Annotated in this window: 18 protein-coding genes and 1 tRNA gene; 9 read left to right on the top strand and 10 right to left on the bottom strand. The window is 41.9% G+C overall.

All coding sequences use genetic code 11. The features are described from left to right. Window positions 1-53: 53 nt before the first annotated feature. The 5 genes from BW980_RS03835 to BW980_RS03810 form a co-directional block, all read right to left on the bottom strand. Complete coding sequence (locus BW980_RS03835) at window positions 54-1,343, bottom strand: hemolysin family protein (protein WP_076453588.1); 1,290 nt, start codon at window positions 1,341-1,343, stop codon at window positions 54-56. Between the two features lie 198 nt (window positions 1,344-1,541). Next, on the bottom strand, window positions 1,542-2,150 hold the full coding sequence (gene lptC, locus BW980_RS03825) for an LPS export ABC transporter periplasmic protein LptC (protein ID WP_076453587.1): 609 nt from the start codon (window positions 2,148-2,150) through the stop codon (window positions 1,542-1,544). 4 nt (window positions 2,151-2,154) lie between these two features. Beyond that, entirely contained in the window at window positions 2,155-3,528 is a 1,374-nt protein-coding gene (locus BW980_RS03820) for a tetratricopeptide repeat protein (RefSeq protein ID WP_076453586.1), read from the bottom strand. Between the two features lie 243 nt (window positions 3,529-3,771). Further along, the gene (locus BW980_RS03815; RefSeq protein ID WP_076453585.1) at window positions 3,772-5,058 is read right to left on the bottom strand and encodes a BamG family beta-barrel-assembly machinery protein; all 1,287 of its coding nucleotides are present in this window, start codon (window positions 5,056-5,058) and stop codon (window positions 3,772-3,774) included. After that, window positions 5,058-5,786, bottom strand: a complete 729-nt coding sequence (locus BW980_RS03810; RefSeq protein WP_076453799.1) for a type III pantothenate kinase — start codon at window positions 5,784-5,786, stop codon at window positions 5,058-5,060. The genes BW980_RS03815 and BW980_RS03810 overlap by 1 nt, the downstream gene beginning before the upstream one ends. Window positions 5,787-5,888: 102 nt before the next feature. On the opposite strand from BW980_RS03810, the gene BW980_RS03805 reads away from it, so the two are divergent. The 8 genes from BW980_RS03805 (at window position 5,889) to BW980_RS03770 (ending at window position 11,967) form a co-directional block, all read left to right on the top strand. After that, window positions 5,889-5,961, top strand: a tRNA-Phe gene (locus BW980_RS03805). 66 nt (window positions 5,962-6,027) lie between these two features. Next, complete coding sequence (locus tag BW980_RS03800; protein ID WP_076453798.1) at window positions 6,028-7,002, top strand: phosphotransferase; 975 nt, start codon at window positions 6,028-6,030, stop codon at window positions 7,000-7,002. Beyond that, complete coding sequence (locus BW980_RS03795) at window positions 6,999-8,303, top strand: ADP-ribosylglycohydrolase family protein (RefSeq protein WP_076453584.1); 1,305 nt, start codon at window positions 6,999-7,001, stop codon at window positions 8,301-8,303. The genes BW980_RS03800 and BW980_RS03795 overlap by 4 nt, the downstream gene beginning before the upstream one ends. Window positions 8,304-8,369: 66 nt before the next feature. Next, a complete protein-coding gene (locus BW980_RS03790; protein WP_076453583.1) occupies window positions 8,370-8,867 on the top strand; it encodes a rhodanese-like domain-containing protein in 498 nt (165 codons plus the stop codon). Between the two features lie 59 nt (window positions 8,868-8,926). Continuing rightward, the gene (locus tag BW980_RS03785) at window positions 8,927-9,604 is read left to right on the top strand and encodes a TIGR04282 family arsenosugar biosynthesis glycosyltransferase (protein ID WP_317042176.1); all 678 of its coding nucleotides are present in this window, start codon (window positions 8,927-8,929) and stop codon (window positions 9,602-9,604) included. After that, window positions 9,601-10,416 carry a purine-nucleoside phosphorylase gene (locus tag BW980_RS03780; protein ID WP_076453582.1) on the top strand — a complete coding sequence of 272 codons (816 nt, stop codon included), beginning with the start codon at window positions 9,601-9,603 and terminating at the stop codon, window positions 10,414-10,416. Before BW980_RS03785 ends, BW980_RS03780 begins: the two co-directional genes overlap by 4 nt. An 89-nt stretch (window positions 10,417-10,505) precedes the next feature. Next, the gene (locus BW980_RS03775) at window positions 10,506-11,276 is read left to right on the top strand and encodes a DUF547 domain-containing protein (protein ID WP_076453581.1); all 771 of its coding nucleotides are present in this window, start codon (window positions 10,506-10,508) and stop codon (window positions 11,274-11,276) included. Beyond that, entirely contained in the window at window positions 11,263-11,967 is a 705-nt protein-coding gene (locus tag BW980_RS03770) for a TIGR04283 family arsenosugar biosynthesis glycosyltransferase (RefSeq protein WP_076453580.1), read from the top strand. The genes BW980_RS03775 and BW980_RS03770 overlap by 14 nt, the downstream gene beginning before the upstream one ends. On the opposite strand, the gene BW980_RS03765 is transcribed toward BW980_RS03770, so the two are convergent. From BW980_RS03765 to BW980_RS03745, 5 genes are all read right to left on the bottom strand, one after another. Beyond that, window positions 11,964-13,037, bottom strand: coding sequence for an N-acetylmuramoyl-L-alanine amidase family protein (locus BW980_RS03765; RefSeq protein ID WP_083690337.1), 1,074 nt, complete (start codon window positions 13,035-13,037; stop codon window positions 11,964-11,966). The genes BW980_RS03770 and BW980_RS03765 overlap by 4 nt on opposite strands. A gap of 191 nt (window positions 13,038-13,228) precedes the next feature. After that, entirely contained in the window at window positions 13,229-14,110 is an 882-nt protein-coding gene (locus tag BW980_RS03760) for a helix-turn-helix domain-containing protein (protein WP_076453579.1), read from the bottom strand. Between the two features lie 60 nt (window positions 14,111-14,170). Further along, window positions 14,171-15,214 (bottom strand): flavin monoamine oxidase family protein, encoded by a 1,044-nt coding sequence (locus BW980_RS03755; protein ID WP_076453578.1) that lies wholly within the window; start codon window positions 15,212-15,214, stop codon window positions 14,171-14,173. 2 nt (window positions 15,215-15,216) lie between these two features. Next, window positions 15,217-15,597 carry a carboxymuconolactone decarboxylase family protein gene (locus BW980_RS03750; RefSeq protein ID WP_245799932.1) on the bottom strand — a complete coding sequence of 127 codons (381 nt, stop codon included), beginning with the start codon at window positions 15,595-15,597 and terminating at the stop codon, window positions 15,217-15,219. Between the two features lie 19 nt (window positions 15,598-15,616). Further along, window positions 15,617-16,363 (bottom strand): SDR family NAD(P)-dependent oxidoreductase, encoded by a 747-nt coding sequence (locus tag BW980_RS03745; RefSeq protein ID WP_076453576.1) that lies wholly within the window; start codon window positions 16,361-16,363, stop codon window positions 15,617-15,619. 135 nt (window positions 16,364-16,498) lie between these two features. Here BW980_RS03745 and BW980_RS03740 point away from each other — a divergent pair, with 135 nt between their 5' ends. Beyond that, window positions 16,499-17,146, top strand: coding sequence for a VOC family protein (locus BW980_RS03740; RefSeq protein ID WP_076453575.1), 648 nt, complete (start codon window positions 16,499-16,501; stop codon window positions 17,144-17,146). The last annotated feature ends 6 nt before the right edge of the window (window positions 17,147-17,152 follow it).

Raw genomic sequence — 17,152 nt, 5'->3', positions numbered from 1 at the left:
AAATCAGTTTGCGAAATTACCATTTTCCATCAAATTATAAAAGAATTGAAAAACTATTCTTTTTCAACGATTTGCATGGATACCAAATCGATTTTAGTATTTGAAACCTCAATTATTTGAAATAAAAAATTTTCGACCCGTATTTCAGAATCTTTTTCGGGTATTTCCCCGGTCTCATTGACGATCAAACCGCCAAGTGTCTCATACTCTTCACTTTTTGGAAGTTCCAACCGATACACCTCGTTAATATAATCGACCTCAAGCCGGGCCGAAAATTTATAACTCCCATCCTCGAGTTGCTCCTCAATTAGGTCGGTAGTATCGTGTTCGTCTTCTATTTCCCCAAAAAGTTCCTCAACAATATCTTCAACGGTCACAATACCCGAGGTACCTCCGTATTCATCTAAAACGACAGCTATACTTTTGCGCTTTTTGGTCAAAACGTTCAAAATATCTTGTATAAGCATGGTTTCGGGCACAAACTCCACCGGTAGCAAAATGCTCTTTACGGTCTTCGGTTTTTTAAAGAGTTCATAAGAGTGCACGTAGCCGATGATATTATCGATGGTATCTTTATAGACCAAGATTTTCGAATATCCGGTATCGGTGAAGAGCTTAGCAAGGTTCTTAGGGGTCTCATGAAGCTCTACGGCCATTATCTCGGTTCTCGGCACCATAACCTCACGTGCCTTGACAGCGGCAAACTCAAGGGCGTTCTGAAAGATTTGAATCTCTGAGTCCACTTCATCTTCTTCCTCAACGGTTTCCATCTGTTCGGTAATATAATCACCGAGTTCAATTTTACTAAAGGCCAATTGGACCTCATCGCCATCGGTCTTGAAGAAAGCCTTGAGTATGGCATCGGAAATCCAAATGACAAATTCGGAGATTACCGAGAATACCACATAAAAGAAATAGGCCGGTATAGCCAAAAATTTCAACAACTTATTGGCATAGATCTGAAAGAGCACCTTAGGAAGAAACTCCGCGGTAAAAAGAATGATCAAGGTAGATATTACCGTTTGGGTAACCAAACTAAAATCGCCCAACAAGAGACTGAGGACCTCACTGCCCGAAGGCACCATACCCTTAAACCAAAGCATAAGCAAGTCACCCATGAAAAGGCCGTATATGACCAAGGCGATATTATTGCCGATAAGCATGGTAGCAATAAACTTCGATGGTTTTTTGGTCAAACGCGTGAGCACCTTAGCCAAAAAGCCCTCTTGCTTTTTTTCTATTTCAATATGAATTTTGTTGGCGGAAATAAATGCAATTTCCATGCCCGAAAAGAAGGCCGAAAATATCAGCGATAAAACGATAATAAAAATGGAAGCCTCCAAAATTACTGTTGGTTATCTTGCTTGCGCTGTTCAAATTTCTTCCGATAGTTTCTTCTGAACAAAAACATACCAATAGAAACTAAGGCAAAAAAGATAAAAAGGTAGGTACCTTCACGGTTAGTATTCCAATCCGTAAATATTCTATAAAGCGAAAAGAAGGCTACCGCCAAGTACAAATATTCAGTATACTTTAAAATTTTAATCATCAGACTCTTCTTTAATAGTCATTAAACCATAGGTCTTATGGGCAATAAAAAAACTTAGATCTCGATTAAAATCCATGCCTTCACCATCCATAATAGTACCGTCTTCCGGATTGGTAAACTTAAACTTTTCTTGTGTAAAAATCCAGTTGTCATTTTGATCCCAATACAACTGAGGGGTCTCAAGTTTTTTACCATCATGGCTTTCTATAACCACATTTCCCTGTAAATCTATCACATTTGTAGCAGAATAAATAATACCGTAATCGGCCTTAATAATACTTTTTAGCCCTTCTTCATTGTAATAATCGACCAACAAACCCTTTGGAAAAATACGGTGGGGAAACTTAAGATTGTTGTAATCTTCGTTTAACGGACTGGTCAATACCGCTATCACCCTAGTAGAAGTAGAGTCTTCACTCTCTAACATCTCCCTTGCCTCGGTATAGGTAGCCGTAAAATTCTCGGCTATACCCATGGGGTATACCAAAGGCACTTTTTCCTCCCCAGACCTTTTATAGTTGTCCTGACAAGAAAAAAAAAGTATTGCCATGGCACAAACCATGGCAATACTTTTAAGATTATATCCGTAAGATGAAATCATCTCTCTATAAGTTCGGTACTTTTACACTACCTCCAACCCAACAGTTGAAGCTAACGGTCTTACCTGCCATACCCGAGTTGAATATGTCTGTTTTTGAAGGCGCCTTGGCAGCATAGCTTTTAGCCGCCTGATTGGCACTAGAGCTAATAGCCGGATCCACTCGACCGGCCTGACGGGCCATATCGGCCGCTTTCCAGTAAATAGCACGCTTTTCAAAAGCACTACTACCGCAATCATTGGCACTAGAAGCATATAGGTTGGCAATCAACAAATACGCCTTACCATTCGCTTTATTGGCGTTAATGGCCATTTGGGCATATTTTCTAGCGGTAGACTTACTACCTTTTCTTTTGTTGATAACCGCAACCTTATAAGCAATATTTGATTTTTTATAATTGTCGGTCTCCAAGCTCATTGCCTTATCAAAATCGGCCAAGGCCCCTTTTGAATCGCCATTCTTCATTTTCAAGGTACCACCGTAAACATAGGCACTTGCCGAAGGATCTAAGGCCAACTGCGCTTCGAACAATTTCTGGAACAATGGATCGTCAGTACATTCTTTGTTGAACATTCTACCCACAGCTCTCTTTACCCAGTTTACATCACCCTTCTTCTCTTCGAAACTCTTTTCGTACAAAGGAATAAGGTTATCACAATCGGCCAAGGCTCCAAGCTTAGAATCTACACTACCGGCAATCTTACCGTAAGAAGTAGAGTTGGTCGTAGCAATCTTCAAAGTTCTTTTTTCCTTTGATGTAATGGTTCCAGTAGAATCTTTAGGAAGCAACTTGGTGATTACATCGGTAAGCTTTTTATTCTCTTCCTCAATTTTGTCGTTTACGTTATCGTATACGTCAAAAACCTCTTGCAAATCTTTCTTTCCCGCCTTATGCAAGTCTACCAAACTTGAAAAGTAAAGATAAAGAGCCTTAGGGTTCTTGAAGTTTTTGGTATCGTTTTCGAAAGCTCCACCTAACATATCATACAATTCGCTATCGGAAGCCATTTTATTATCATACAAAAACAAAGCCTTGTCTATAGCAACTGTTGCCGGCGAATATTTTTTAGGAAAATACTTGGCGCTATTATCATACAAAGCCAACATATCTTTCACATAGCCGTCTTTTTCGGCTCCAGAAGATTTTTCTATTTTGTCGGCCAATATTTTTTCGCCATAGATAAAGTTAGCCCTATTGATATCGGGACAGTTATCATAAACCATTTTCCAAGGTGTATATGCCGCCTCATAATTTTTCACTTTTGCATGCTCAACATATATAGATAAGTTGGTCATACATTCTTGATTTTGAGCTTGGGCATTACTTACTCCCATAAACCCTAAAAGCATAATCGCCGTGAAGTAAAGTTTTGTTTTCATTTTTTAATTTTTACTTGTTTTTTTGAAATTACAAATTGCCAATCAAAATTTCGGTTAGTGCCCAGAATTGTTATGGCTTATTTAGTGTTCCATTTTTTTTGGAGGGGTAATGTACTAATTTTTTACCAAGACATCTACGGTAAAAATTAGAAATCTCCTGCACAACAGCTTATTTTTACGTTAAATGAAAAATTCGTTATCTACCAAGGTAAATTCTAGCAAATATTCAATATTCCACAACGTTTAATAAATCTTTCTTTTTTGAAACCACTGATCGCTAAGAGACAATCCTACATTAACTTTAAAATAGCTCTCTTCAATTAAATCGGCCGAGGTGGTTCCTTTTTTACCAAGCTCGAAACCAAGATTCAAATTTGAGAGATTGTTTCCTAGTGGTAAGCCTAGTCCAAAAGTTATGCCAAAGTTATTTATATCTTTATCATTAACGTACATTCCGGTCTTTTCAAGGCGCACCCCAGCCCTATAGGTCACTCTCTTAAGGTAACTCCCAAAAGAATTTCGTTCAGGGGTATAAAAACCGCCCAAGGCCAGTGTACTCGCATCCTTATAGATTAAATTATCCAATTCCAAGAACTCGTTGGAGAAATCCCCAAGCTTTTGAAAACTGTATTCAACCCCTAAAAACCATTGCATATCTTTTCCATAACCCACACCCAAGGTGGTGATTGTAGGAATGGTTACTTCTGTTTCCTTTAAGCCCTGTGCATATAAATCAACATCGTTTACAAAGCGTTCCAGATCGGGCGAACCGATAAAAGAACCGATTCTTTGCGTATTTCTAGATGAAAGATTCGCCTGGGTGTTGACACGAATGGAGGTATGCAACCTATGATTCTCACCTATCGCCGGCGTATAGCTCAAGGCGTAGTTAAGATCTATCCCACCGATTTTCGAAACCCTTTCGTCTTTTGAACCAAGGAGAACGTTTTCGGTACTTTGGACCTTTAAGGTTTCGATTCTACCAAAGTTATAGTTTACCGTAACCCCGGCGCTAAAGTTTTTCGCAAACTCGTAGCCCAAAGAAACGTATACCTTGTTGAGGCCACCATCACCGGAATACTGATTGATCTCACGGGACCCTTCGGTACCGATTTGGTCTTGAAAATTATATCCGACCGAAGAATAGGGCCGAATACCGAAGCCAAGGCCAAGACCTTTTTTCAAACTGAGCCCCAATGCCAAGTAGTCTAAATTAGACACAGCACTACTCTGCTCTTCGGTAAAGCTCTTCAATCGCGTTTGCTTATACGAGATACCCGCAGTATAGGTCGTTATACCAAAATCTTCCCGCATCTGTACGCCCAACTGGCTATAGGCGGCGGGATTTTGAAGGTTGACATGTATACTATCGGCATACATAGCTATCCCTCCCATCATTTGGTTTTCTACGGTGGAACCGCTTCTTAACTCTCCTAAACCAAAATATGAATATGGGGAAACCGAACCATCTTGAGCGTATGTGCCTGTTACTAAAAGGCAAATTATGGCAAAACCTATTTTTTTGATCATTAGCGTTTGTTGTATTCCAACAGATAATTTAATCCTACAAGGAGAAATTTGGAGTCCGCAAATATGGTATTTTTTAACCGTTTAGACAAAAATAGCGCATCACCGCCTGTTAAAATAACTGTTAAATCTGCAAAACGGGATCCATATTGGTCGATTACACCGTCAATTTCTTGACAAATACCGTTCACCACACCACTATGGATACTGGTTTCCGTAGAATTTCCGATATAATCTAAAAATTCTTTGGGTTGTAACAAGGGTAATTTTGAAGTTTGGTCGTGCAAGGCCTTATATCGCATATGCAGTCCCGGTGAAATGGCCCCGCCCAGATACTCGCCATAGTCATTGACCATATCGTAGGTAACGCAGGTTCCCGCATCAATGACCAATACATTTTTTTTCGGGTAGCGGTAAAATGCCGCCGTGGCCAAACCAATACGGTCTACCCCCAAGGTCTGAGGCGTAGCATAAGAGTTCTTAAAAGGCAACTTACTCATGGGCGTCAATTCGTGAACCTCGCAGAAAACCGTCAAGACGGCCATCACTTTTCGGTCTAAATTTCCCACCGAAGCTATTATTCCATGCTTAATTCTCGGATAATGGTCACAAATTGCCTTTATTTCCCTGGCTACATTACTCACCTCGGAATTCTGCCTAAAAACGAGGGTATCTCCCTCGAACACGGCGAGTTTCACACAAGTATTACCGGCATCGATTACTAGGTTCATAGATACAAAGATCAAAAAATGCAGTCTAACAAACATCTTTTTTTCGAAATTTGTTTGCATATCGCAAATTTGAAATTATATTTGCACCCCGCAAACGGGTATGGTGCCTTAGCTCAGTTGGTAGAGCAATGGACTGAAAATCCATGTGTCCCTGGTTCGATTCCTGGAGGCACCACAAAAAATCCTTACAATCTGTAAGGATTTTTTTGTTTTTGGACCTATCTTGCAAAAAACTACTGTTTTGACCATTATAGATACCAATACGTCACTAGAGGAGCTTCAAAATTACCTACAATCTAAAGAATGGTTGCGTTCCGGAGAAAAAATCGCATCCATAGAAAAACCGGGCGACGGTAACATGAACGTGGTCATTCGCGTTATTACCGACCAGCGTTCCTTCATCTTAAAACAGTCTAGGCCCTACGTTGAAAAATACCAAGAAATAAAGGCCCCCTTAAACCGGATCGCGGTAGAAAAAAACTTTTATCAAGCGGTTCGAGACAATGCGGTTCACGCCCACATTCCCACTATTTTAGGCTTTGACGTTGAAGAAAACCTCTTGCTCCTGGAAGATTTGGGCCATTGTGAAGACATGACCCTCATCTATCAACAAAGAGAAATTTCAAACAAGCAGCTAAATCTTCTCATTTTTATTCTGAGCCTGATCCACAGAAAAAAAGTTTCAAGCGACTTTCCAGAGAACCTAGAAATGCGCCAGTTGAACCACCAACATATTTTTGTACTTCCCTTTATGGAAGACAACGGTTTTCAACTCGACAATATACAGCCCGGACTCCAAGAACTTTCCCTACCCTACAAACAAGACAAAAAAATAAGGAAGGTGGTCAAAAAAATAGGCAAGAAATATTTAGCCCCGGGAAACACCCTCTTACATGGCGACTACTACCCTGGAAGTTGGATGACCGAAGCCGAAAACCTTTACATTATCGACCCTGAGTTCGGCTTTATAGGCTTTCCCGAATTCGATTTGGGCGTCATGGCGGCCCATATTATTATCGCCACGGGCAAAAAAGGATATATAAAGCGTATTCACGCGGCCTATCAGGGCGAAGCCAACCTTGAACTAATGTCACAAGTAGCAGGTATAGAAATTATGCGCCGGTTGATCGGACTTGCCCAACTTCCCTTGGACCGCTCCCTAAAAGAAAAGGGCAAACTCTTAAAAAAGGCACGAAAACTCATCTTAAACCCATGAAACGCCTTTTCACTTGTTTTTTGGTTTTTCTCTCTCTAGCCTGCAAAGAGACGACTTCCCCCGTAGATCTACCGGCACCCACGAAAAACGCTTACACCTCCGATACATTGGAACTTTCGGAATCCATTTATTACGATAAGGTTTTAGGTGCACTGGTAGGTTCCGCCATAGGTGACGCCATGGGAGCTTCTACCGAAATGTGGCACCGAAAAGACATTCAGCTCAAATACGGCTACATAAGCAGCTTGACCCCGGCGGTACGGCAACAGTCGCCCGAAGGCACATGGGGCCACAACCTTATCGCAGGTGCGACCACCGATGATACCCGATGGAAGTACACCATGGTCAAATACCTTTCAAAAAATGAGGGAAACCTGACCGCTGACCGTTTCGCCGATTTTATAAGCTCCTATTATTCTACCTTAACCCGAAGCATAAGCGATGGAAAAAAGGTTCCCGACACGGATTTTCTAGATACCCAAATCGAAAAAATCGACTGGATCAAAGAATGGGCACGGGTCTCTATGGCCTATCAAGAAAGCCCCGAGGCTTACCTAAAAGCCATGAACCGCTTTTATGGGGGAGAAATGTCATGCGCGGGACAATTGTACACCCCAATGTTCGGACTGATAACCGAAACGCCTGAAGAGGCCTATGAGCTCGCTTACGAGCACAGCTTGTTCGATCTGGGCTATGCCAAAGACATTTCGGCCTTGGTTTCGGCCATGACCCATATGGCCCTTCGCACCCAAGACATCGATTCCATCATCAATACCACCACCTTTGTCGACCCATTGGGCTATCAAGACAGCAGATTGGTTGGGCGTATTGCCTATCAAATGGCGGATGCTTCGGTCAAAACGATATTGCAAATAAAACAAGGCTCCTTACCCGACTCCTTAACGACAAAAGACAGCTCGCTCTATAAGATTCCCTTAGGATTCCAAGGAAACCAGAAAGAATGGATGCGCCAAGAAATGGCCTATGCCTTCTTGGAGAAGCACAAAAAGGCCACACCCTTTCACTCGGGGGAAATCTATCAGATATTGATTACGGCCCTTCAGTATGCGGAAGGCGATTTTGAAAAGACTTTACAGTTTATAGTAAACTACGGGCGAGACAACGACACCGTGGCCGCCGTGGCCGGAATGATACTAGGCGCCAAGGACGGCTACTCTCGACTACCGGTATCGCTCCGTACCCAAGCCCTTAAGGTCAACCAAGAAAATATGGGAATCGACCTCAAAGCACTTGCCCGTGAGATTACCGAAAAAAAGTATCCTAATTCAATCAAGCCTTAGTTTTTACTTAACAAAACAGGGCTATTTAAATAGTATATTTGTAATTGCACCATTTGCAACATACCCATGAAAACTACCTTGAACGTCTTTTTATTTCTTTGGCTTACTTCGATTTCGTTCGCGCAAAGCAAAATTGACAAGACCTTAAAAAAGCTGAACGAAGCATCGGTAGACTACATTCATGCCGATTCCCTTAAAAACGCGTCGAACGCAGTGCTGCTCGATGCCCGCGAGAAATCGGAATACGAGGTCAGCCATCTAAAAAACGCCATATGGGTCGGCTACGATACGTTTGAACTCGATTCCATCGTTCAAAAAATTAAAAATAAAAACAGCGAAATAGTCGTTTACTGTTCCATAGGCGTACGCTCCGAAGATATTGGGGAAAAGTTACAACAGGCGGGTTACACCAAGGTCAAAAACCTTTATGGAGGTATATTCGAATGGAAAAATCGTGGAAACCCCGTCTTCGATTCATCAGGTAACGAAACCGAACAAGTACACGCCTTTAACAAGCAGTGGGGCAAATTGCTAAAAAACGGCCAGAAAGTATACGGACCGTAACACAGCAACCTTTCCCCATGACTTTTTCACCAAACCTAGAACCTTAAAACTATAGCTATTTGAGTTTTATAACCCCTAACAAAAAACAAAAAGAGGACGCAACGGTCAATTACACCAATGTAGCCTCCAAAGAGCTGTTGCTCATTTTTACACGAAACCCCCAATTGGGCCAATGCAAGACCCGTTTAGCCGCTACCATTGGCGACCAAGCGGCCTTGGACATTTACAAGCTTTTGCTCAGCCACACCGTAAAAATCACCGAAAACCTGAATACGGCCAAGCAGGTCTGGTATTCAGAGGAAATTTGGACCGATGATATTTGGAGTCCGATCATATTCGATAAAAAATTACAGCAAGGCCCTGATTTGGGTGCGCGTATGGCCCACGCTTTTCAAGAGGGATTCGCTTCGGGTTTCGAGCGCATTATCGTAATAGGAAGCGATATGTACGACCTCGACCAAAATGACCTGCAACAGGCTTTTACCGAATTGAAAAAAAACGATTTCGTTATTGGGCCGGCACAAGATGGAGGCTATTATCTCTTAGGCATGAACCGTTTTAAACCCGAACTGTTCTCCAACAAAGCTTGGGGCCAAGAAAGTGTCTTGGCCGATACGCTGAAAAACCTTAAGAACGAAAAACATCATATTTTAGACGAGCGAAACGATGTTGATGTTTACGAAGACATACAACATATCGATGCGTTTCACCCTTATTTAAAACATTTAACATCATGATGCGAAAACAATTAGACGAATCCGTCGCCTATTTACAAAGTAAAGGATTTGACCAACCCGAAATCGGTATCGTACTCGGCACAGGTCTGGGCAAATTGGCCGACCAAATAGAAAACCCCATTGAGGCACACTACAACCATATTCCCTTTTTTCCCCTTGCCACGGTAGAATTCCATTCGGGAAAACTTATATACGGCACGCTCGAGGGCAAAAAAGCGGTAATCATGAAAGGACGTTTTCATTTGTACGAAGGCTATGATTTTCTAGACATCACCTACCCTATTCGGGTCATGCACCAATTGGGAATAACAAAGCTCTTTATCTCGAATGCGGCCGGTGCGATCAACCTAAACTACAAGGAGGGCGATTTAATGCTCATTGAAGACCATATCAATCTTCAGGGTGGCTCGCCTTTGGCCTTCAAAAGCGTTGCCCAGTTCGGCGAACGTTTCGTCGACATGTCAGAACCCTATGATGTACCCATGCGCGAAAGCTTGCTGAAAATTGCGGACAAAGAAAACATCACCCTTCACCAAGGCGTTTACGCTTCCGTGGTGGGACCTCAACTAGAGACCAAAGCGGAATACCGCATGCTTAAAATTATCGGTGCCGATGCCGTAGGAATGAGTACCGTACCGGAAGTTATCGTTGCGAACCACTTGAAGCTTCCCATAGTCGCAGTCTCGGTTATTACCGACGAATGCAACCCGGAAAACCTGAAGCCCGTAGATATCGATCGGATCATAAAAACGGCGGAAGTGGCGGAACCAAAAATGGTCAAACTCTTTAAAGAACTGATCAAGACTTTATAGACCTAGGCTTTCTTTTTCCTAAAAAATGACAGGGAGCAATGTGTAAGTTTTGACCAAAAGGCGCTACTTATTAGGAAATCTTTTGTTCTATGCAATTTAAACTAATGGCAAAAACGGCTGTTTTTTCACTTTTTTCACTGGCAGGCCTTTGTTCTTTTTTCGGAAGAAAGGAAATGCCCAAGCATCAATTTGAGAGTAAGGTTCAAAGCAACAGTTTAGACCATTCAGCCTGGAACGCCTTGCTCAAAAAATATGTAGACCTCAGCGGCAACGTCGATTACAAGAACTTCAAAAACGAACAGCAATCGTTAACGGCATATCTTGACCATTTAGCCAATAATGCCCCGTCTGACAATTGGACCAAAGAGGAAGGCCTAGCCTATTACATCAACCTATACAACGCGGCTACCGTTCAATTAATATTGAACCATTACCCCACCAAGAGCATCAAGGACATTAAAAGACCTTGGAGCAACGATTGGGTGAAAATCGGTAAAAAAACATACTCCCTAGGAGACATTGAACACAAGATACTTCGCAAAATGGACGAACCCCGTATTCATTTCGCTATCAATTGCGCCTCATTTTCATGCCCAAAATTGCTCAACGAGGCCTATACGGCATCACAACTCGAGCGTCAGCTGCAAAAAGCATCCGAAGATTTTGTGAACGACCCCACCAGAAATATCATTTCAAAAGAAAAATTACAGCTTTCCAATATCTTCAAATGGTATAAAAGCGATTTTACCACCCACGGCAACCTCATAGAATACATAAGGCCCTATAGCAAGATAGACATTGACGCTAAGGCCGATATTGAATACCTTACTTATGATTGGAGCCTAAATGAAAAAAAATAAACTTCGCATCAGTATCGTAATTCCGGTCTTGAACGAAGCCGAGTGCATTGCCAAGGTACTTCAGTACCTGACCGCTAACAGCTCACCCGAAAACATTGAGGAGATCTTGGTCATAGACGGCGGAAGTTCAGACAACACCGCCCCTATTGCGGAAAAGAACGGCGCCAAGACCGTCCTTTCCCCCAAAGGACGTGCAAGACAGATGAACCTTGGGGCAAAACACGCAAAAGGCGACATTCTCTATTTTCTACATGCGGACACCCTTCCTCCCAAACACTTTGACCTATCTATCATCAAGGCCGTAGAAGAGGGTTTTAAGACAGGGTGCTTCCAAATGAAATTCGACAGTAACAGTGCCTTTTTGCGATTTTTCGCTTGGTTTACACGCTTGAACCATCAATTGTGCCGTGGCGGTGACCAATCCTTATTCATCACAAAAGCGCTATTTGAAAACACCGGTGGCTTTAACGAGGCCTACGTAGTTTACGAAGACAATGAGTTTATCGGCCGACTTTACAAAAGCACGTTTTTTAAGGTCTTGCCTAGACATGTAAAGACTTCGGCCAGAAGGTATGAAGAAAGGGGAATGATAAAACTACAGTACCATTTCGGCATCATGCACCTAAAAAATTATTTGGGCGCAGGTCCCGAGCAGTTATACGATTACTACAAACGCAAAATCTCAGTTTAACGAATAGGCCCGATTTCGCCCAACTTATGGTCGAGCAAGATACCCTCGCTTATCCACTTGGCCAATGCCTGTCGGTTGTCGGGCTCAAGAATACGCCTTTGGTCTTTCTTGTTCCTGATATTCCCCACTTCTATAAAGGTCATGGCCGGGTGGGTCTTTTTTACGAGATATAAGGAGGTTCTATCTTCAAAAGTCCCTGAATACGTCCGGTTCGGTTGGTATTTTTTGTATTTTTTTTGAAAGGTCTTATGTATGCTTTCGGCCAATTTTTTACCATTTTTGCTCTTTTCATGATGATAGAAAAACACATCGATGTTCTGCCCCACGCTACGACTATCTATGTGGGTCACTATAAGGCGTTGATACTTACCCCTGTTTTTTTTGTAAAGTTTGTTTACAATATCTACCCGTTGTCTTAACCGCGCCACTTGGTTGAGCGGAATAGTCTTGTTCGGATAAGCTACTTCGTCATGGTCGATTTCGAGTATACGTTCATCCCTGATCCCATCGTTCTCATCCCTGATGATGATATAGACCGTAGCCCCGTGCGACAATAATTCTTTGGCCAAACGCAATGTTATATCATACGCATATTCATCTTCGGCAATAGATTTGCCCCCATAAGTGGCCATCGCCCCCGGATCAGGACCACCGTGCCCCGAAACCAGATAATAGACCGCGCCTTTGAGCTTTTCACTATTCGGTAGTACCATTTCATGGTCTTTTCCAAAAATGGCATATCGCTTGCCTTCGATTTTCTTGATTTCCTTGGTTTTCCTTTGGATCGAATCGACCACCTTCACCGTATCAAGATCCGCCACAGGTATCCGATAGGTCCTTCCCGCATACAAATGAATACTATCACGCAGGTTTTCAATATTCATGGAAACAAAATCGTCGTAGTGCTCATAAGGGTTTACACCTTGCTTTCTCAGTAAGGAGAGTATGCCATCTCCCTTTTCCGCAACAACGGTCTGCACCGTATCTTGGGAAAAAGACGATATTGTATAACCGATGGCAGCGATGAGGAAACCTGCCATCTTTAAGCGATAAGAAAAACTATAATCCATTCAATGATCTGTATAAAAATCGACATTCATAAATTTCAACGCAAAACCGTTCTTTCCTTGAAAATCAAAAATAATGCCTAAAATTATGGGAATCCGCTACAAAATTAAAGAACCAAAGAACAAAACAGCAAGACCTTGAACAATTTAGTTAACGATTTCTTCAACAGTGGGTCTATACCCCCTCTTTTTCTTTATACCAATTGACTTTGTCGATAGCTTTTGGGCGATTGCCCTAAATGTCTTTTAAAGTATTTTACAAAATAGGAAGCATCTTCAAAACCTAAACGGAACGCGATTTCATTGATTTGCAGACTCGTAAACCGCACTAGACGTTTGGCTTCCAACATGGTACGCTCGGCAATAAGTTGCGATGGCGACCTGCCCACAACAGCATTTGTAAGTGTGGACAAGGTTTTGGTGGAAATATTCATAGTATCGGCATAGCCCCCCACTGAAAGTCCCTCCTTAAAATTGGCCTCCACCAATTCCTTAAACTCAAAAAACTGCCGTTCATAAAGACTGTTAAGCTGTATGGGACTTTGCGGGTCCTCTTGATGAAAACGTTCCAACTGTATCAAAAAAGCCTTCAGCAAAAAACGAATACTGTCTTCATAACCAAAACGACTTCGCTCTTGCAATTCGGTTTTAATGAGAGAAATATAGGTTGAAGCTAGGGTTACGGTATCGCCCTGAATAGTATAGCAAGGCTTCTCTGACATATGGAATATGTTGAATTTAAGAAACATATCTACATCTGTATGCTTAAAAAAACTTTCGTTAAAATGTATGAGCCAACCCTGAACGTTCTCATTTTCATCAAAAGCGTGCACCTGATCTTTTGTAATGAACATCAGGGTATCCTTTTTAATGGCGTACCGCTTAAAATCTACCACATGGGTGCCTCCTTCATTAAAAAACCAGATAATTTGATAATAGCTATGGGAATGGGGTATAGCAGCCAAATCGCCACTTTTTTTCCTATAGCTATTCAAATCGTACAACTCAAACTGAAGCTTACGCGGATGCATTTTATGCAGATGGTACTGTTCAATTTTTGTTTTCGAACGTTGCATTGATCGGGGTTGGTACAGGTTTACGAATACTTCGTCGCAAAAGAAACAGAACACTAACGACTATCCCATAATTTTTTGTGCCGCATTGATTCCACTGATAATGGCACCGTCCATATACCCACCGTGAACAAGAGAAGTCTCCGCACCTGAAAACCTAAGTTTTCCGTTCAAATAGCTTTTATCAAAAACCGGATTTCCGTAAGAAGGACTCATGTAAATAGACTTTATAGTCTCGCAAGAAGTATGTTTATCTTTAGACCAATCTTTTTCCTCATACGTCAGGTACTCCAAAACTTCGGGCCCTAGATATTTAGATAAGTAGTCAAGAATCCGTTGTTTTCTATTTGCTTCGGAAGTATCTCTTAGCCCTTCATTTACAAAGCCCATTAGGGCAAAATGAGAATTCTCCGCATCATTATGATCGTACAATTCCGTAACGGCCCCCACTTGACCAATAAGCATCCCTGAAAAATTCTTGTTTCGCCAAAACGGCTCTTTAAATGTCAACCCCACTTTTATGGCATTGCTCATCCAGGTATGGGTCTTATCCATAACAACTCCGACCTCAACAGGCAATTCAGGAGAAAAGGAAATACGGGTAGCTATTTTAGGCGGAATGGTAACAATAACCTTCTCTCCATAAAATAAACCTCTATCCGTTTCTACCCGTACTCCTTCTTCTGTTTCTGAAATGCTTAAAACATTAGTATTGGTCTGTATTTTGTCTAACACAGGTTTAGCCAATGCATGAATCAAAGCCTGCGAATTTCCCTTAATACGATAGGCAGATGGGGTGTTCGGGTCATTCTCAAAATAATGTTCGGGTGCCATGGTGCTATAGACCAATACGCTCTTCCCTTTATTATATTGGTGGTACTTTTCTATACCCAGCTCATTTAAAAGCTCAATTACCGCTTCGTGATGTGTCTGGAACCAAGTAGCGCCAAAATCAATCCCGTCTTGGGTTACAATGCGGCCCCCAATACGATCTCGCGATTCTAACACTGTAAAATTACTTACGCCCTGACCGAACAATTTATAAGCCGATGTTAGACCTGAGAGCCCCGCCCCTATTATGATATATTTAGAAAAATTCTCTTTCAAACTTACTTCATTAAATGGGTTCCGTGCACCACTGCCGCACCTGCTCTTAATGCCGCAGAAACCATAGTAACTTCTGCCAACTCTTCTTGTGTTGCACCTGCGGCTATTGCCGCATCTTTGTGTATTTCAAGACAATATGGGCATTGTGTTGTCAAAGCTACGGCAATTGCCATTAATTCCTTATACTTTTTTGGTATGGCACCTTCTGCTAGAGCAGCTTGATCAAAGGCCCAAAATGCTTTCATTGCCTTTTCCGATCCTTCCCCTAGAGCTTTTAACTTCCCTAGATTCTTCATGTCGTACATAACTTTACGTATTTTAAAAATAGAAGAGGGTGAAGCAATTCGTATGTTTCCTTTGAGACAACAAACCGTTTCCATCATCCATCAATGGTTAACAAACTTAGTTTCTTCCAGACATTACACCACCATCCGTATCCCAAATAGCACCCGTTACCCACGAAGCCTTATCAGAAAGTAAAAAAGAGATGGTATTGGCCACATCTTCCGGTTTTCCGTATCGCCCAATTGGATGAAAACCGTGGAAACCCTGCAAAGCTTCGTGCGCTTCTTCCTTCCCTCCAAAAACACTGTCATAAACAGGAGTTTGGACCACTGCTGGAGACACGGCATTCACTCGGATTTTAGAATCTGCCAACTCCATGGCCAAATGTTGCGTTAAGGAATGTAAACCTGCTTTCTGCATAGAGTATGCCGTTGAAGGCGTAGCTTTCACTGCCTGCTTAGCCCACATAGAGCCTACATTTACAATAGACCCACCACCTGTAGCCGCCATCTTTCTAGCTACATTCTGTGTAATGAAATAGAACCCTCTGTTCAAATCCATATATGAATCGTAGTCTGCCACAGTGTGATCCAAAAATGGTTTTGGTCCAAAAATACCCGAAGCGTTCACCAGGTAATCTAAATTATCCCAACCGCTGATTTCCGCATTCAAACCGTCCAGTTCGGTTGCATTGGTAATATCTACTTTATGGGTCGTTAAATCCCCCGTAGCTTCTTCTTTAAAAGCCGCTAGTTTTTCTTGGTTTGTTCCAACAACGTGTACCTCAACGCCATCACTTAACAGTTTTTGTGCCGTTGCTTTCCCAATTCCGCTACTACCTCCAATTATTAATGCTCTTTTCATAGTATTATTTTTAGATTTTTCTTTGGAACAAAAGTATTTAGGTTCTTTGGTCAAGAACGGCACATTACGGAGAATCCATGGTAATTTTCGGAAACATATGCCCCAACTGTCCTCTTTTGAAATATCTTTGAATGTATGAAGCCTAAAACTTTTGAGCATAGATTATTAGACCATATCGTCTATACGGTACGTGATTTAGACTCGGCCGTTATTGCCTTGGAAAAGAAATTGGGCGTAAGGGCCATCTTTGGGGGCCATCACTCCACGCAAGGCACTAAAAACGCACTGATCAACCTAGATAAGGGCAGTTATCTTGAACTTTTGGCCGCTGACGAAAGCAATCAAAACATAGCGCCACCAAGGTGGATGGGCGTAGATATGCTTACAAAGGACCAAATTACCCGTTGGGCACTAAAGTCGGAACAACTTAAAAAAGATGCCGATATTTTGGGCCAATACAAGGCGAAAATGGGAAATATTAGCGCAGGAAGCCGCCATACGACAGAAGGAACCCTATTAAAATGGCAACTCATATTACCTTTGTCCACACCCGAAGTAGAACTTGCTCCCTTTATGGTAGACTGGAGCCAAACGGAAACACACCCTCATGAGGCTTTACCAAATATGGGGTGTAAGTTAATTGAACTGTATGGTACACATCCAAATCCCGACCTATTAGTAAATATATTTACGGAATTGGGTGTACGGTTCCGAATAGAACTTGATAAAAACACAAGCCTAAAAGCAATCATACAAAGCCCTAAGGGCATTGTTGAAATTTAATTTCGA

This window comes from Zobellia uliginosa (assembly GCF_900156625.1).
Taxonomy (GTDB): Bacteria; Bacteroidota; Bacteroidia; order Flavobacteriales; family Flavobacteriaceae; genus Zobellia; species Zobellia uliginosa.
This window is presented reverse-complemented; position numbering and strand designations above follow the sequence as displayed.

Coding starts and splice junctions, on each gene's coding strand:
- BW980_RS03780 (WP_076453582.1), top strand. CDS start 9,601: ATGATGCGAAAACAATTAGACGAATCCGTCGCCTATTTACAAAGTAAA.
- BW980_RS03740 (WP_076453575.1), top strand. CDS start 16,499: ATGAAGCCTAAAACTTTTGAGCATAGATTATTAGACCATATCGTCTAT.
- BW980_RS03820 (WP_076453586.1), bottom strand. CDS start 3,528: ATGAAAACAAAACTTTACTTCACGGCGATTATGCTTTTAGGGTTTATG.
- BW980_RS03770 (WP_076453580.1), top strand. CDS start 11,263: ATGAAAAAAAATAAACTTCGCATCAGTATCGTAATTCCGGTCTTGAAC.
- lptC (WP_076453587.1), bottom strand. CDS start 2,150: ATGATTTCATCTTACGGATATAATCTTAAAAGTATTGCCATGGTTTGT.
- BW980_RS03745 (WP_076453576.1), bottom strand. CDS start 16,363: ATGAAAAGAGCATTAATAATTGGAGGTAGTAGCGGAATTGGGAAAGCA.
- BW980_RS03795 (WP_076453584.1), top strand. CDS start 6,999: ATGAAACGCCTTTTCACTTGTTTTTTGGTTTTTCTCTCTCTAGCCTGC.
- BW980_RS03765 (WP_083690337.1), bottom strand. CDS start 13,037: ATGGATTATAGTTTTTCTTATCGCTTAAAGATGGCAGGTTTCCTCATC.
- BW980_RS03810 (WP_076453799.1), bottom strand. CDS start 5,786: ATGAACCTAGTAATCGATGCCGGTAATACTTGTGTGAAACTCGCCGTG.
- BW980_RS03775 (WP_076453581.1), top strand. CDS start 10,506: ATGCAATTTAAACTAATGGCAAAAACGGCTGTTTTTTCACTTTTTTCA.
- BW980_RS03750 (WP_245799932.1), bottom strand. CDS start 15,597: ATGATGGAAACGGTTTGTTGTCTCAAAGGAAACATACGAATTGCTTCA.
- BW980_RS03815 (WP_076453585.1), bottom strand. CDS start 5,058: ATGATCAAAAAAATAGGTTTTGCCATAATTTGCCTTTTAGTAACAGGC.
- BW980_RS03790 (WP_076453583.1), top strand. CDS start 8,370: ATGAAAACTACCTTGAACGTCTTTTTATTTCTTTGGCTTACTTCGATT.
- BW980_RS03760 (WP_076453579.1), bottom strand. CDS start 14,110: ATGCAACGTTCGAAAACAAAAATTGAACAGTACCATCTGCATAAAATG.